Annotated in this window: 11 protein-coding genes; 5 read left to right on the top strand and 6 right to left on the bottom strand. The window is 69.8% G+C overall.

All coding sequences use genetic code 11. The annotated features are described in order from the left end of the window. Positions 1-1,039: MMPL family transporter (locus tag A5702_RS11705; protein ID WP_156669584.1), on the bottom strand; the 1,039-nt coding region annotated here is incomplete at its 3' end. Positions 1,040-1,362: 323 nt separating this feature from the next. On the opposite strand from A5702_RS11705, the gene A5702_RS11700 reads away from it, so the two are divergent. Beyond that, positions 1,363-1,890, top strand: a complete 528-nt coding sequence (locus A5702_RS11700) for a hemophore (protein ID WP_068220838.1) — start codon at positions 1,363-1,365, stop codon at positions 1,888-1,890. On the opposite strand, the gene A5702_RS11695 is transcribed toward A5702_RS11700, so the two are convergent. Then, positions 1,887-3,056, bottom strand: coding sequence for a TIGR00374 family protein (locus A5702_RS11695; protein WP_055401098.1), 1,170 nt, complete (start codon positions 3,054-3,056; stop codon positions 1,887-1,889). The genes A5702_RS11700 and A5702_RS11695 overlap by 4 nt on opposite strands. A 168-nt stretch (positions 3,057-3,224) precedes the next feature. Here A5702_RS11695 and A5702_RS11690 point away from each other — a divergent pair, with 168 nt between their 5' ends. Beyond that, positions 3,225-4,361 carry an AI-2E family transporter gene (locus A5702_RS11690; protein ID WP_068220835.1) on the top strand — a complete coding sequence of 379 codons (1,137 nt, stop codon included), beginning with the start codon at positions 3,225-3,227 and terminating at the stop codon, positions 4,359-4,361. Positions 4,362-4,373: 12 nt separating this feature from the next. Here A5702_RS11690 and A5702_RS11685 read toward each other — a convergent pair whose 3' ends face one another. The 3 genes from A5702_RS11685 to trmB all read right to left on the bottom strand — a co-directional run bounded on the left by A5702_RS11685 (position 4,374) and on the right by trmB (position 8,808). Continuing rightward, entirely contained in the window at positions 4,374-7,253 is a 2,880-nt protein-coding gene (locus A5702_RS11685) for an MMPL family transporter (RefSeq protein WP_068220833.1), read from the bottom strand. A 61-nt stretch (positions 7,254-7,314) separates the two neighbouring features. Beyond that, positions 7,315-8,019 (bottom strand): NYN domain-containing protein, encoded by a 705-nt coding sequence (locus A5702_RS11680; RefSeq protein WP_068220844.1) that lies wholly within the window; start codon positions 8,017-8,019, stop codon positions 7,315-7,317. Positions 8,020-8,028: 9 nt separating this feature from the next. Further along, the gene (trmB, locus tag A5702_RS11675) at positions 8,029-8,808 is read right to left on the bottom strand and encodes a tRNA (guanosine(46)-N7)-methyltransferase TrmB (RefSeq protein ID WP_068220829.1); all 780 of its coding nucleotides are present in this window, start codon (positions 8,806-8,808) and stop codon (positions 8,029-8,031) included. A gap of 171 nt (positions 8,809-8,979) precedes the next feature. Here trmB and A5702_RS11670 point away from each other — a divergent pair, with 171 nt between their 5' ends. The 3 genes from A5702_RS11670 to A5702_RS11660 all read left to right on the top strand — a co-directional run bounded on the left by A5702_RS11670 (position 8,980) and on the right by A5702_RS11660 (position 13,598). Next, entirely contained in the window at positions 8,980-10,047 is a 1,068-nt protein-coding gene (locus A5702_RS11670) for a hypothetical protein (RefSeq protein WP_068220826.1), read from the top strand. Further along, the gene (locus A5702_RS11665; protein WP_068220841.1) at positions 10,044-11,621 is read left to right on the top strand and encodes a hypothetical protein; all 1,578 of its coding nucleotides are present in this window, start codon (positions 10,044-10,046) and stop codon (positions 11,619-11,621) included. The genes A5702_RS11670 and A5702_RS11665 overlap by 4 nt, the downstream gene beginning before the upstream one ends. Before the next feature lie 147 nt (positions 11,622-11,768). After that, a complete protein-coding gene (locus A5702_RS11660; protein WP_055401086.1) occupies positions 11,769-13,598 on the top strand; it encodes a phosphoenolpyruvate carboxykinase (GTP) in 1,830 nt (609 codons plus the stop codon). A gap of 13 nt (positions 13,599-13,611) precedes the next feature. On the opposite strand, the gene A5702_RS11655 is transcribed toward A5702_RS11660, so the two are convergent. Then, the coding region (locus tag A5702_RS11655; RefSeq protein WP_369817891.1) for a GGDEF domain-containing protein at positions 13,612-14,660 on the bottom strand (1,049 nt) is incomplete at its 5' end.

Below are 14,660 nucleotides of genomic sequence, written 5' to 3'. Positions count from 1 at the left end.
GGCGGGACCAGTGCAGAAACGCCGACCTCTTGGCGGCCGACCGGCCGAACGTCGCCAGCGCCGCCGGGGTCAACGTGGTCGACGTCAGCATCGCGACCGCGACGGCCAGGATCGCCCCCGTCGCCATCGACTTCAACGCCGGGGTATTGATCACGTAGATCCCGGTGAGCGAGGCGACGACCGTCATCCCGGAGAGCACCACCGCCAGCCCCGAGGTCGCCATCGCCGCGTCGACGGCGTCCTGCGGCTCGCGGCCGGACCGCAGCTCCTCGCGGAACCGCATCAGGATGAACAGCGAATAGTCGACGGCGAGCGCGATCCCGAACATCGACACCGTCGACGTCACGAACACCGACATGGTCGTGTAGGACGACAGCAGGTAGACCAGGCCCATGGTGACCACGACCGTGCAGACGCCGAGCGCGAGCGGTATCGCCGCGGCGGCCAGCGAGCCGAACACGGCCAGCAACACGATGAGGATCACCGGCAGGTTCCAGCGCTCGGCGGCGGCGATGTCGTGCTTGGTGTTCTGCGCCGCGGCCGCGGACAGGGCGCCCTGCCCGATGACGTAGAGCCGCACCCGGCCGTCCGCGGTCTGGCCGGGCTGGTCGCCGTTGACGCCGACCTTCTTGCGCAGCTGCTTGGCGACGTCGCTGGTGTTGCGGGAGTCCAGCCGCAGCGACAACACGTACGGCCGGTCGGGTTGCGGCGGCCGCTGGGTGGGGTTGGGCACCTCCGAGACGCCGGGCAGTTCGGCGGCGGTGCTCCGCAGCAGCGCGACGGCGTCGTTGATGTCGGCGTAGCTGGCATCCGGCCGCGGGGCCGCCACCAGCGCCAGCGAGGACGAGCCCTGGTCGTGGTAGAGCTCCTCGAGCTGGTCGTGGACGAGCAGCGACTGCGAACCGGCCACCTCGAAACCGCCGCCGGTCAGATTCCCCGACTGCGTCAGGGCCAGGTAGACCGCCGGAACCAAAGCCAGCAACCAGCCTGTGAAGACCAACCAGCGGTACTTACGCAGGCTGCGGCTGAGGCGCATCATCAACTGCTGGATTTCTTCACTCCCCTCGCGCAACGCGTGCAGGCGAGGATACCGCAGCGGCCTGTGGATGATGTCGGCTTCGTGGTTCCTGAGCTGCAGCGACGGGGTTGTTGTCAAGACGCCGCCAACTCGTTGTGAAGCGGTTACCGGGCGGGAGTTTCCTCACACGCGATCCCGCGGGCTGGCAGGGCCGCGACCGACGATGGCAGGATGTCGGATGGCCCGCGGGGCCATGGGGAACTCCGCGATCGATGGGCCGTCCATTGCAGCCGTTCGCACACGTCGGCGCTGCGCGCGATGCCGCGAACACCTAAGGAGTTTCCATGACGAGAGCCACCACGACCGGGCGGCGCAGGATCCTCGCCGGGCTGATCGCCGCCGTCGTGCCGGGCGCCGCCCTGGCCGTCCTGGCGGGGGCTCCGGCGACGGGCGCCAACGATCCGTGCGCGGCCAGTGAAATCGCCCGGACGATTGGTTCCGTCTCCAAATCGATGGGCGACTACCTGGACGCGCATCCGGAGACCAACCAGACCATGACCTCGATGCTGCAGCAGCAGGCCGGCCCGCAATCGATGACCGGCCTGAAGTCCTACTTCGAGGCCAACCCGAAGGTCGCCGGCGACATGACCTCGATCGCCCAGCCGTTGACCAACCTCTCGCTGCAGTGCAAGCTGCCGATCTCGCCCACCCAGGCGATGGGCATGATGCAGCAGGCGCAGGGCGCGGCCGGTGGCCTGCCGGGTAACGCGGCGGGGGCGCTGCCGCTGGCCGGCCCGCCGGCGGCCCCGGCGTCCGTCCCTCCGGCGGCCAACCCGCTGTCGGGGCCGCCGCGGGGCAACACCGCGGGCTAGTTCCCGGCTTCGGGGCTGCGGTCCGGCGGTAACGGGCCCTGCAGGGCGGTCTCGGTCGGATCGTTGGCGGCCGGGACCTGCGGCGCCGGCGGCTCGAGTTCCGGCGCGGCCTCCTCATCGTCCGGGACGGTGACGTTCTCCGTGCGGAACACGAAGAAGAACACCACCCAGCCGATCGCCGAGATGAACAGCCAGCTGATCAGCCGGTAGATCAGCATGGCCGAGATCGCGTTGGGCAACGACATGCCGCTGGACACCAGGCCCGGCACCAGCACCGCTTCGACCACCAGTAACCCGCCCGGCATCAGCGGGATGGTGCCGACCGCACGGGCGGCCGCGTACGCCACCGTCAGCCCGGCGACCGACGCGTGGTCGCCGGCGGCGTAGGCCGCGAAGCCGAGGCAGGCCACATCGGCGATCCAGTTGAACATCGACCACCCGAACGCGGTGCCCAGGTCGCGCCGGCTCAGGCTCACCGATTCGAGCTGCATCAGGGTCTCGCGCCACCTCGCCAGGCCGGTGTCGGCGGGCCGGCCACGCACGGAGTTCACCCACGACAGCAACCGGCAACCGATCCCGTCGATCAGCTCCGGCCGCGACGCGACCGCCTGGGCGAGGATCAGCAACGCGACGAAGCCGCCGAGGGTGAACAGCAACGAGAACGGGTTGTTCTTGGCGCCGAGGAAGAACGCGCCGCCCAGGCCCAGCAGCGCCAGCCCGACGGCCTGCAGGACACCCGCCATCACCAGCTGCCAGGACGCCACCACCGTGGAGGCGCCCCAAATCCGTTGCTGCCGAAACAGAAACGTCGCCGAGAGCACCGGCCCGCCCGGCAGCGTGGTGCTCAACGAGTTGGCCGCGTAGAAGGCGGCCTCCGACCGCAGTTGCTTGACGTGCACCCCGGCCGATCGGAGCAGGGTGCGCTGGATTTGCGCGAAGCTGTGCATCGACGCGGCCGACGCGACGACGGATGCCAGCAGCCACCACCAGTTCGCCTCGTACAGGCTCGTCCAGGCCTTGGCCAGCTGACGCCAGCCCAGGGCGACCTCCACGGCAAGCACGATCGCGACGATCCCGAGGATCACCCAGCGCACCCACCAGTACTTCCCGCGCGGGGTCTCTTCGCGCGGGAAGTCGAGATTGCGGGCCGGTGCGTCGTGCGGCACGTGATTTAGGGTAACGGTGCAGGTGGCGCGGGGATCGTCGCGCGGGGCCGACCGTGTCTGGGAAGTTCCGGGGTCGTAACCGGATCGTGGCGGCATGGCCGCGCCCGGGCGGCGCGCGGTGGAGTCCGCGCACGTTTGGCGCCGCCGCCCGCCGGATAGGCTCACGCCATGCCAGCAAACACCGACGACGCTTCGGTCGAACCCATTGTCCGCAAGACCGCAGCCTGGGCCTGGCGTTTGCTGGTGATCCTCGCCGCGTTGGTCGCCCTGCTGTGGGTGGTGAAGAAGCTCGAGGTCATCGTCGTCCCGGTACTGGTGGCGCTGCTGCTCAGCGCGTTGCTGCTGCCGGTGGTCGACTGGCTGGATCGACGCGGCCTGCCCCGCGGCGGCGCGGTGACGCTGGTGCTGTTCGGCGGCTTCGCGCTCCTTGGCGGCATCCTGGCGTTCGTCGTCAACCAGTTCGTCGACGGTTTGCCGGGCCTGACCGAACAGGTGACCCACAGCATCGAATCCACCCGGCGCTGGCTCATCCACGGGCCGGCGCACCTGCGCCGCGAACAGATCGACAACGCGGGCAACGCCGCGATCGAGGCGCTGCGCAACAACCAGGCGAAGCTGGAAAGCGGCGCCCTGTCCACGGCGGCCACCATCACCGAACTGGTCACCGCGGCGGTGCTGGTGCTGTTCACGCTGATCTTCTTCCTCTATGGCGGGCGCAACATCTGGGCCTACGTCTCGAGGATCGTTCCGGCCGACGTCCGCGACCGGGTGAGCGAGGCGGGCCGCGCCGGCTACGGGTCGCTGACCGGCTACGTGCGGGCCACCTTCCTGGTGGCGCTCACCGACGCGGCCGGCGTAGGCACGGGCCTGGCGATCATGGGCATACCCCTGGCGCTGCCGCTGGCCTCGCTGGTGTTCCTGGGCGCCTTCATCCCGTTGATCGGTGCGCTGGTGTCCGGCCTGCTCGCCGTGGTGGTCGCCCTGCTGGCCAAAGGCGTTGTCTACGCGCTGATCACGCTCGGTCTGCTGATCGCCGTGAACCAGCTCGAGGCCCACGTGCTGCAACCGCTGGTGATGGGCCGCGCGGTGTCGATTCACCCGCTCGCGGTGGTGCTGGCGATCTCCACCGGCGGCGTGCTCGCCGGCATCGTCGGCGCGCTGCTCGCCGTCCCGACGGTGGCGTTCCTCAACAACGCGATCCAGGTGCTGACCGCCCCGGACCCGGCCGCCGAATCCGAGAAGCAGGCCGAGGAGGCCGACGAGGGCGCGATCTTGCAGGCGGAACCGGACAAACCGGAAACCTAGCCCGACCGGGATCTACAGCCGTCCCTCGCGACGCAGCAGGTCCTGGGCGGACACGCCGCCGCCGGAGCGCCTGCGCTGGCGCGCGTCGCCGTTGTCGCCCTGTGGGTGCGAGGTGAGCTTCTCGGTGGCCGGTTCGGAGTCGTTGCCCTCCGACCGTGCGGACGGGAACGCGGTGGTCGGTTCGGCGTCGCCCGTGTCGTCAGATCGATTGCCGGGCACCGGGATTGCGCGGGTCTGGCCGCCGGATGGCGGCGGTGGTGGCGCCGCGGGGCCCGGGGTGGCAGGCCGCGCGGGTGCCGGCGGCGCCGGGTTGGCGGGGCCGGCGTTGGGCACCGAAAGCCGCGTCGTCTTGGCCTCCGTCGGCGGCCGGGTCTGCGACCGCGCGGCGTCGGGCGCCTGCGCCGGGGCGCGCATCGCCGCGCCCGCGGGCACTTCCTGACCGGGTTTCGGCTCGGCCGGGCCCGGGCGCGTCGCGCGCGACGGCTCGAGGGCCGCGGGGTGGGTGGGATCGTGCGGTGCGCGCGGCGCGGCCGCGGCCAGGCTGGCCGACACCGGCGGGCGGGCGGGGCGCCCGTTGAGGGTCGGCCGCTTGCGCTCGTCGGGCAGGTCGATCTCGCCCAGCCCGATCCGGTTCTGCAGCCGCCTGGCCCAGCGCGGGGCCCACCAGCAGTCGTCGCCGAGCAGTTTCATCACCGACGGCACCAGGAACATCCGGACCACGGTGGCGTCCAGCAGCAGCGCCGCCATCAGCCCGAACGCCAGGTATTTCATCAGCACCAGGTCGGAGAACACGAACGAGCTGGCCACGACGGCGAGCACCAGGGCGGCGGCCGTGATCAGGCGCCCGGTCGTTGCGGTGCCGATCCGGATGGCCTCGGCGGTCGACATGCCGCGCTCGCGCGCCTCGACCATGCGCGACACCAGGAACACCTCGTAGTCGGTGGCCAGGCCGAAGCCCACCGCGACCACCAGCGCGATCACCACCACCATCAGCGGGGTGGGCGTGAAGTTGAGCACGCCGGACAAATGGCCGTCGACGAAGATCCACGTCAGGATGCCCATCGTCGACCCCAGCGTCAGCGCGCTCATGAGCACCGCCTTGACCGGCAACACCACCGACCCGAACGCCAGGAACATCAGCAGCAGCGTGGCGCCCAGCAGCAGCACCAGCATCAGCGGGGCCTTGTCGAACAGGCTGTGGATGCTGTCCTGCTCCAGGGCCGGGGTGCCGCCGACATAGAGGTTGAAGCCCTTCGGCGGATTTATCGCCCGGAGTTCGCTGATCTTCTTGGCGGCGTCGTTCTTATTGACCAGGCCGTTCTGGATCACGCGCACCGAGCCGTCCTTGGGCACCGTCGTGCCGTTCGGTCCGGCGACGCAGGGGTTGCCGGCAATGGTCGGGCACGGCCGCTCCTCCCAGGTCTTGTCGGTGAACCCGCCGATCGAGGAAATCCTGTTGCGGATGTCGGCGACCTGTTGGTCGGTGACCTTGCTGTGATTGGTGCTCTGGATCACCATCGTCAGCTGTTCGGTGCGGTAGCCGGGGAAGAGCTTGTCGAAGTGTTCCTGCGCCTGACGCACGGGATTGGTTGGCGGCAGGTACTTTTCGCTCATGCCGCCGAACGACAGGTTGCTCAGCGGGATGACCAGCAAAATCATGGCGACGGCGATCGGGATGGCGAACGCCAGCGGCCGCTTCATCACCCAGTTGACGAGCTTGCCCCAGAACCCGGCCTCGACCTCTTCGCGGGTCTTGGTCTTCTGCAGCCGATCGGCCAGCCAGTTCAGGTAGGCCCGCGACCACTTCCAGTTCCGCAGGAAGGGCACCCGGAATGCGGTCCGCACGCCCAGCGCGTCGACGTGGCGGCCGAGGATGCCCAGGCAGGCCGGCAGGAACGTGATCGACAGCAACGCGGCGAGCCCGACGGCGGCGAAGATCGCGTAGGTCAGCGAGTGCACGAAGCCCTGCGGCAGCACCAGCAGGCTGGCGCTCGACGCGATGATCAGGACCGCCGAGAACGTCACGGTGCGCCCGGCCGTCATCACGGTGCGCCGCACGGCGGTCTCGGTGTCGTAACCCTCCGCGATCTCTTCTCGGAACCGGCTCACCACGAAGAGCCCGTAGTCGATCGCGATACCCAGGCCGATCAGCGACACCACCGGCTGGGCGAAATAGTGCACCGGCCCGAAAACGGCGACCAGCCGCAGAATGCCCAGTGAGCCCGCGATGCTGAGCCCACCCACGATCGCCGGCAGGCCCGCGGCGACCGCACCGCCGAACACCAGGAACAAGACCACCGCCACCATCGGGACCGCGAGGACCTCCATGCGGCGCTGGTCGGTGGCGATGGTGCCGGTCAGGGCGTTGGCGATCGGCTCCAGCCCGGCCAGCGCCACCGTTCCGCCGTCGAGCTTCTGCAGGTCGGGCGCGATGGCCTTGTAATTGTTGAGGATGCTGTCGTCGTCGTCACCCTTGAGCGGGATGGAGACGAAGGTGTGCTTGCGGTCCTCGCTCACCATCCCCTTGATCAACGGGTTGGTGCTATCGGGCGCGGCCAGCCAGCCGGCCCAGCCGACGACCTGGTCGGCGTGGTCGGTCTTGAACTTGTTGAGCTGCGCGACGATCTTGTCCCGCCAGGCCGGGTCGTCCACCGTTTTGCCCTCGGGGGCGGTGAAGGTGGCGACGATGTGGCTGGTGCGGTCGCGGCCGTAGGTCTGGTCGCCCAGCACCGAGGCCTTCACGGATTGGCTGCCCTCGTCGTAGAAGCCGCTCTGTGTGACATGCTTGCCGAGGCTCATCCCGAAAACGCCGCCCAGCAGGCACAGAGCTACCGTGACCCCGATCACGATGTACCGGTACCGGTACACAGTTCGACCCCACCAGGCGAACACGCAAGCTCCTTACTGGATCGTTAACGACCCGCACGGTACGTTTCGGTTTTTCAAGCCAGTGTCACACACGCGCGGTCAACAGAGCGGACAGCGGCCGGAACGGCTGCAGCCATGCTCCCTGGTCAGGCAGCGAATCCAGGCCGATTCGCGGCAACGGCTCCCGGAACACACCGCTGATGTCTTCCAGGTCGACAAAGTCCAAGGTATCCGACGCTAGCGCCCAACTCGCATGTTCGCGAAATCCGATGACCTGGACGGTGACTCCGGTGCGGGCGATTTCCTCCAGCGGTTGACGAAATGCCTGTCCGTCGGCCGACGCCACCACCAGCGCCGCCAGCCCCTGGCTGCGCCGCAGCTCGATGTGGGCGAGCATGTCGCGGTCGACGTCGCTGTCCTCGTCGATCTTCGGCTTGGCGAATACCGCGAACCCCACGTTGCGCAGGGCGTCCACCCACGGGCGGACGACGTCGGCGCTGCCCGGCGCGATGTTGGTGAACACGGTGGCCTCGGGTTCGACCACGGCGCCCGGCCGGCCGGCGCTGACCTCGGCCGTGCGCGCCAACAGCCAGCGGCCCAGCGCGTCGAACCGCGGGCGCTCCAGCGCGGTGGGGCGTCGACCCAGGATCGAGCCGAGCCCCATGTCGAGGTTGGGCGCGTCCCACACCAGCAACACCCGCCCGCCCGGTGGGGAGAAGCCGCCCAGCGCGTCGTCGGACAACACCGCCACCGGCTGTTCTGCCACGGTCTTTTCTTCCGCCAGGCTCATGGTCATCGCCTACTCATGTCGTAGCCAGATGAATTCGGTGACGGCGCTGCCCGCATCGTGGGCTTTCGTCTCGTATTTGGTGGTCGGCCGCACCACCGAGATCGGCAACCCGCCTGCGTCGTCGACGCGCGACAGCCGCGGCTCGGCATCGCCGACGGCGCCGATGTGCTCGGCGTAGCCGGCATGGTCCGTCGCGGCATGGAGGACACCACCAGGGAGTAACCGGTCGGCGATCAGGCCAATCGTGCCGGGCTGCAGAAACCGGCGCTTGTGGTGCCGGGCCTTCGGCCAGGGGTCGGGAAAGAAGACGCGCACCCCGGTCAGGGAGCGGGACGGGATCAGCCGCTGCAGCACGTCGACCGCGTTGCCGCGGATCAACCGGATGTTGCCGACCCCCTCGCGGTCGATCGCGCAGAGCAGTTGCGCCAGCCCCCGCTTGTAGATCTCCACCGCGATCACATCTATACCGGGCTCATCCTTGGCCATCGCCAACGTCGAAGTGCCGCTGCCGCAACCGATCTCGAGCACCAGCGGCGCCTGCCGGCCGAACCATGCGCGGGTGTCCAGCGGCGACGGGTCATCGCTTTCGCCGCCCCCCAGGGACAGACCGAGCTCCGGCCACCGCCGTTCCCACGTCTGCCGCTGGGCGTCGGACAGGGCCGACCGTCGGGAGCGAAACGTCGATGCCGGAAGATAGCGCTGGTCGCGGCGGTCGTCCGATTGCTCCTCCGGCGCGACCCGACACATTCCCACCCCGGGTTGCGCATGCATTTGTCCATCGTGACCCATAACCGAGTGATGTAGCCGCCCCTGGTCCAGATTGATACCCAACAGTTGCCTTCAGCTGGTAACAGTCAGACGGTGGCTCGCATCAAAGTGACGCAAGTGCCACGATTCGGTGGAACTCCGATCGGCCCCCGGGTCGGAACCGTCGCACCGCACGCAGGACATGAGAGGACCATGAGGGGACAAGGACACCGGGATTTCGTCGACGAGCTGGCGCGATTCGCCGCCGGTCACGCCGACCCACGGGTGACGGCCATCGCCGAGCGGACCGCCGCGCCGTTGCGCGTGCACGTCCGGGGACGCCGCGGCGTGGGTTGCGCCACGGTGGCCCGGGCGCTGGACCGCGTCGGAGCGGCCGCGGGGATCTCGGTGACCACCGCCGATGACGCCGACCTCGTCGTGTACGTGACCACCGAGGTGGTCAAGCCCGAAGACGTCGACGCGATCGCCGCCGCGCAACGCCCGGTGATCGCGGTGCTGAACAAGGCGGACCTGGCCGGGCCGCTCTCCCGCGGCGACGGGCCCATCGCCGCGGCGCGGACCCGTTGCGCCGAGCTCGCCGAGGTCGCCGGCGCGCCCATGGTTCCGCTGGCCGCGCTGCTCGCCGTCGCCGCGCTCGACGGCCTGGACGCCCCGCTGTGGGCGGCGCTGCGGACGCTGGCCGCGCATCCCGGCGCCGCCGCCGCCCTCGACGGCTCGTTCGCCGGCTTCCTGTCCGCGGACAACCCCGTGCCGGCCGAGATGCGGCTGCGCCTGCTGGCCGTCCTCGATCTCTTCGGCATCGCGCTCGGCGTCGCCGCGGTCCGGCAGGGCCGGACGCCCGCGCAGGTGCGGGCGCTGCTGCGCCGGACGAGCGGGGTCGACGCCGTGCTGTCCCGCCTCTCGATCGCCGGCGCCGAGACGCGCTACCAGCGGGTGCTCGAGGCCGTCGCCGATCTGGAGGTGCTCGCGGTGGGCGACGAGACCATCAGCGGGTTCCTGTCCCGCGACGAGACGGTGCTCGCCCGCATGGCGGCCGCCGTCGACCTGGCCGCGGCGGCCGGGCTGGACCGGGACAACGCGGGACCGGCGGATTGGGACGGCGACCCGTCCGCGCACCTGCCGCGCGCGGTGCGCTGGCAGCGGTACAGCCGCGCGGCGGCGAGCGACCTGCACCGCGCCTGCGGGGCGGACATCGCCAGGGGATCGATGCGGCTGTGGTCGCAGACCTGCGGTTCGCTCGCCGGGGGGGACTGGCGGTGAGCGGCGAGACGCACGACGATCCGGTGGCCCAGGTCGACGCGCTGGTGGCGGGCATCGGACCGGAGCTGGACGCCCCGGCCATCCACCGCCGCGACGTGGTGCTGGTGACCGGGCCGTGGATGGCCGGGGTCAGTGCGGTGGCCGCGGCGCTGGCCGAACGGCTGCCGGAGCACAAGTTCGTCGAGTCCGCGGAACTGGGGCCCGGTGACGTGCCGATGGCGGTGGTGTTCGTCGTGTCCGCGGCGGCCCATCTGACGCCGTCGGACTGCGCGCTGCTGGACGCCGCCGTCGCGCAGACCGATGCCGTGGTCGGCGTGGTGTCCAAGATCGACGTGCACCGGGGGTGGCGCGACGTCGTCGCCGCGAACCGCGAGACGCTGGCCGCGCACGCGTCGCGCTACGGCGAGGTGCCCTGGGTGGGCGCGGCCGCGCTGCCCGACCTGGGCGAGCCGGACGTCGACGACCTGGTCGCGGCGCTCTCGGCGCGGCTGGCCGACCCCGAGCTCGCGCGCCGAAACAGGTTGCGCGCTTGGGAGTTCCGGCTCAACACGGTCGCGCGGCGGTTCGACCGCGATGCCGACGGCGCCGGGCGGCGGGCACGGGTCGACGCGTTGCGCGCCGAGCGCAGCACGGCCCTGCGGCAGCGGCGCGAGGCCAAGACCGAGCGCACCATCACGCTGCGCGGCCAGATCCAGCAGGCCCGCGTTCAGCTGTCCCACTTCGCGCGCAACCGCAGCTCGTCGGTGCGCAGCGAACTGCAGGAAGACGCCGCCGGGCTGTCCCGGCGCGCCATGGCGAACTTCGAGGCGCACGCGCGCGGGCGGCTGGACGAGGTGGTCGCCGAAGTGAACGACGGCACCGCCACCCACCTCACCGACGTGGCGCAGGTGGTGGGGGTCGCGACGACGCTGCCGCCGCTCGAGCAGCTGCCGACGGTTGACGTCCCGCCGCCCCCGCTGAAATCGCGGCGGCACGAGACCTGGCTGATGCTGCTGCTGGGCGCCGGGTTCGGCCTGGGCGTGGCGCTGACCCTGAGCCGGCTGCTGAGCGGGCTGGCCGCGCGCCTCAATCCCGCCCTTTCCGTCGCCGCGGCCGTGGCCTGCGTGGCGATCGGGCTGGCGGTCACCCTGCTGGTGGTCAACCTCCGCAGCCTGCTGCGCGACCGGGCGGTCCTGGACCGCTGGGCGGGCGACGTGACCTCCACGCTGCGGTCGGTGGCCGAGGAGCTGGTGGCCACCCGGGTGCTGGTGGCCGAGTCGGTGCTGAGCAAGGCGGTGCTGGCCCAGGACGAGGTGGAGAACGCGGAGGTAAGCGACCAGGTCAGCGCCATCGACCGGGAGCTGCGCGCGCACGCCATGGCCGCCTCGCGGGCCGCCGCGGCGCGGGACCGGGAGATGCCCACGGTGCGGGCCGCCCTGGACGCGGTGCGTGCGGAACTCGGCGAATCGGGTATACCTGCGTCTGATGTGCCCGCTTCGGACGTGAAAAAGGACGCGACGAGCGAGGCGACGGAAAAACCGGCTTCTTTCAGCGGGGATGGCGATTCCGGGGGATCTTCTGAATCGTTGTTGTGAGAAGGCTTATACCTGCCCGAGACTTCCCCGACAAGTTGCTCACGATAACCTGTAGTTAACGCCACCATGTCCACCGTTGTGTGGGCGACCGCATACGCGATGGCTGTAACGAGAAGCCCGAGACGCAGAAGAATTCAGGAGACTTCGATGACCTCAGCGACCATTCCCGGTTTGGACAACGCGCCCACGAAACATCAGGGGCTGCTGTCGTGGGTACAGGAGGTCGCCGAGCTCACCCAGCCGGAGCGCGTGGTGTTCACCGACGGCTCGGCCGAAGAGTTCGACCGGTTGGCCGGTCAGCTGGTCGAGGCGGGCACCTTCACCAAGCTGAACGAGAAGAAGCACCCCAACTCCTACCTGGCGCTGTCCGACCCGTCCGACGTGGCGCGGGTGGAGTCGCGGACCTTCATCTGCTCCGAGCGCGAGATCGACGCCGGTCCCACCAACAACTGGATGGACCCGGCCGAGATGCGGTCCCTGATGACCGACCTGTACCGCGGCTGCATGCGGGGCCGCACCATGTACGTGGTGCCGTTCTGCATGGGCCCGCTCGGCGCCGACGACCCCAAGCTGGGCGTGGAGATCACCGACTCCGAGTACGTCGTGGTGTCGATGCGCACGATGACCCGGATGGGCAAGGCCGCGCTGGAGAAGATCGGCGACGACGGGTTCTTCGTCAAGGCGCTGCACTCGGTGGGCGCCCCGCTCGAGCCGGGCCAGAAGGACGTCCCGTGGCCGTGCAACGACACGAAATACATCACCCACTTCCCGGAGACCCGCGAGATCTGGAGCTACGGCTCGGGCTACGGCGGTAACGCGCTGCTGGGCAAGAAGTGCTACTCGCTGCGCATCGCGTCGGCGATGGCCCACGACGAGGGCTGGCTGGCCGAGCACATGCTGATCCTCAAGCTGATCTCCCCGGAGAACAAGGCGTACTACTTCGCCGCCGCGTTCCCGTCGGCGTGCGGCAAGACCAACCTCGCGATGCTGCAGCCGACCATCCCCGGTTGGCGCGCCGAGACCCTGGGCGACGACATCGCCTGGATGCGCTTCGGCAAGGACGGCCGGCTGTACGCGGTCAACCCGGAGTTCGGCTTCTTCGGGGTGGCGCCGGGCACCAACTGGAAGTCCAACCCCAACGCGATGCGCACCATCGCCGCGGGCAACACCGTCTTCACCAACGTCGCGCTGACCGATGACGACGAGGTGTGGTGGGAAGGCCTCGAGGGCGAGCCGGATCACCTGATCGACTGGAAGGGTCAGGACTGGTACATCCGCGAGACGGAAACCAAAGCCGCCCACCCGAATTCGCGGTACTGCACCCCGATGTCGCAGTGTCCCATCCTGGCGCCGGAGTGGGACGACCCGCAGGGCGTGCCGATCTCGGGGATCCTGTTCGGCGCCCGGCGCAAGACCACGGTGCCGCTGGTGACGCAGGCCCGCGACTGGCAGCACGGCGTGTTCATGGGCGCCACCATGGGCAGCGAGCAGACCGCCGCCGCCGAGGGCAAGGTCGGCACGGTGCGCCGCGACCCGATGGCCATGCTGCCGTTCCTGGGCTACCACGTGGGTGACTACTTCCAGCACTGGCTGGACCTCGGCAAGAACTCCGACGAGTCGAAGATGCCGAAGGTGTTCTTCGTCAACTGGTTCCGCCGCGGCGAGAAGGGCGAGTTCCTGTGGCCGGGCTTCGGCGAGAACAGCCGGGTGCTGAAGTGGATCGTCGACCGCATCGAGCACAAGGCCGGCGGCCAGGACACCCCGATCGGCATCGTGCCGAGCGCCGAGGACCTCGACCTGGACGGCCTCGATGTGGCCGCCGAGGACGTCGCGAAGGCGCTCGCGGTCAACACGGCCGAGTGGCGCGAAGAGCTGCCCCTGATCGAGGAGTGGTTCGAGTTCGTCGGCGAGAAGCTGCCGACCGGCGTCAAGGACGAGTTCGAGGCGCTCAAGCAGCGGCTCGCCGACGCCGATTAGCTTGCGCTAGAGCTCATCCCGCGCGCCGTGAGTGCGGGCTCGCCCTCTTCTCGGCGTACATCAGTTCGTCGGCCTGGGCCAGCAACTCGTCCACGCTCGCGTGTTCGGCGACGGGCGCCTGCACCAGGCCGATGCTGGCCGAAAGCCGGTAGGGCCGCTCGCTTTTCGCGTTGAAGGAGCGAAAGGCCCGGGTGAGGCGCTCCTTGACCGCTTCGGTGCCGCCGTCATTCTCGGTGACCATGACGCAGAATTCGTCGCCGCCCAGGCGCGCGACGATGTCGGACTCGCGGCGCACGCCGAGCAGCACCCGGGCGACATCCTTGATCAGGGCGTCGCCGACGTCGTGCCCCTGTTCGTCGTTGACCCGCTTGAGCCCGTCGACGTCGAGGAACGCGAGGACGCAGTTGTGGCCGAGGTGGTGGGCGCCGCGGAGCTTCTGCTCGGCCAGCAGGTAGAAGCCGCGACGGTTGTTGAGCCCGGTCAGTTCGTCGGTGACGGACAGCCGGCTGATCTCCTCGTTGGCTCTCTGAAGCTCCGCGGTGCGGTCGCGCACCCGCTCCTCGAGTTCGGAGTAGACCTGGACGTTTTCCATCGCGATCGACGTCGAGTCCGCGAGGGCCTGCAGCAGGCGAACCTCCTGCTCGGACGGCGGATGCCGGTGCGCCCAGTAGTTGCCGATGGCCCCGATCGGGTCGAGCTTGCGGATCGGGACCATCACCAGGCTCTTGACGAACGTCGCGCGGTAGATGCCCTGCGGGATGCGCGAATCCCGGAAGATGTCCGGGATGATCGCCGCTTCCCGATGCCGCATCGCCCAACCGCTGATGCAGATCTCGATCGGGAAGCGGCTGCCCTTCCACAGCGGCGCGATGGCGTCCTCGTCGGCGTAGTAGCAGGTGTCGTTGTCGCGCAGCACGAACGTGGCCCCGTCGCAGCCGGTGAGCTCGCGCGCCGAGGTCCGCACGATGCGCTGGATCTCCGGAAGGCTGCGCGCCAGCGACAGTTCCTGGACCGCCTGCAGCAGGCGCTCCATGCCGTCGACATAGTCGTACACGCCGAATT

The sequence above is a fragment of the Mycobacterium sp. E3339 genome (assembly GCF_001666915.1).
Lineage (GTDB): Bacteria > Actinomycetota > Actinomycetes > Mycobacteriales > Mycobacteriaceae > Mycobacterium.
Note: the sequence above shows the minus strand (reverse complement) of the source record. Positions and strands in the feature narration are given on the sequence as shown.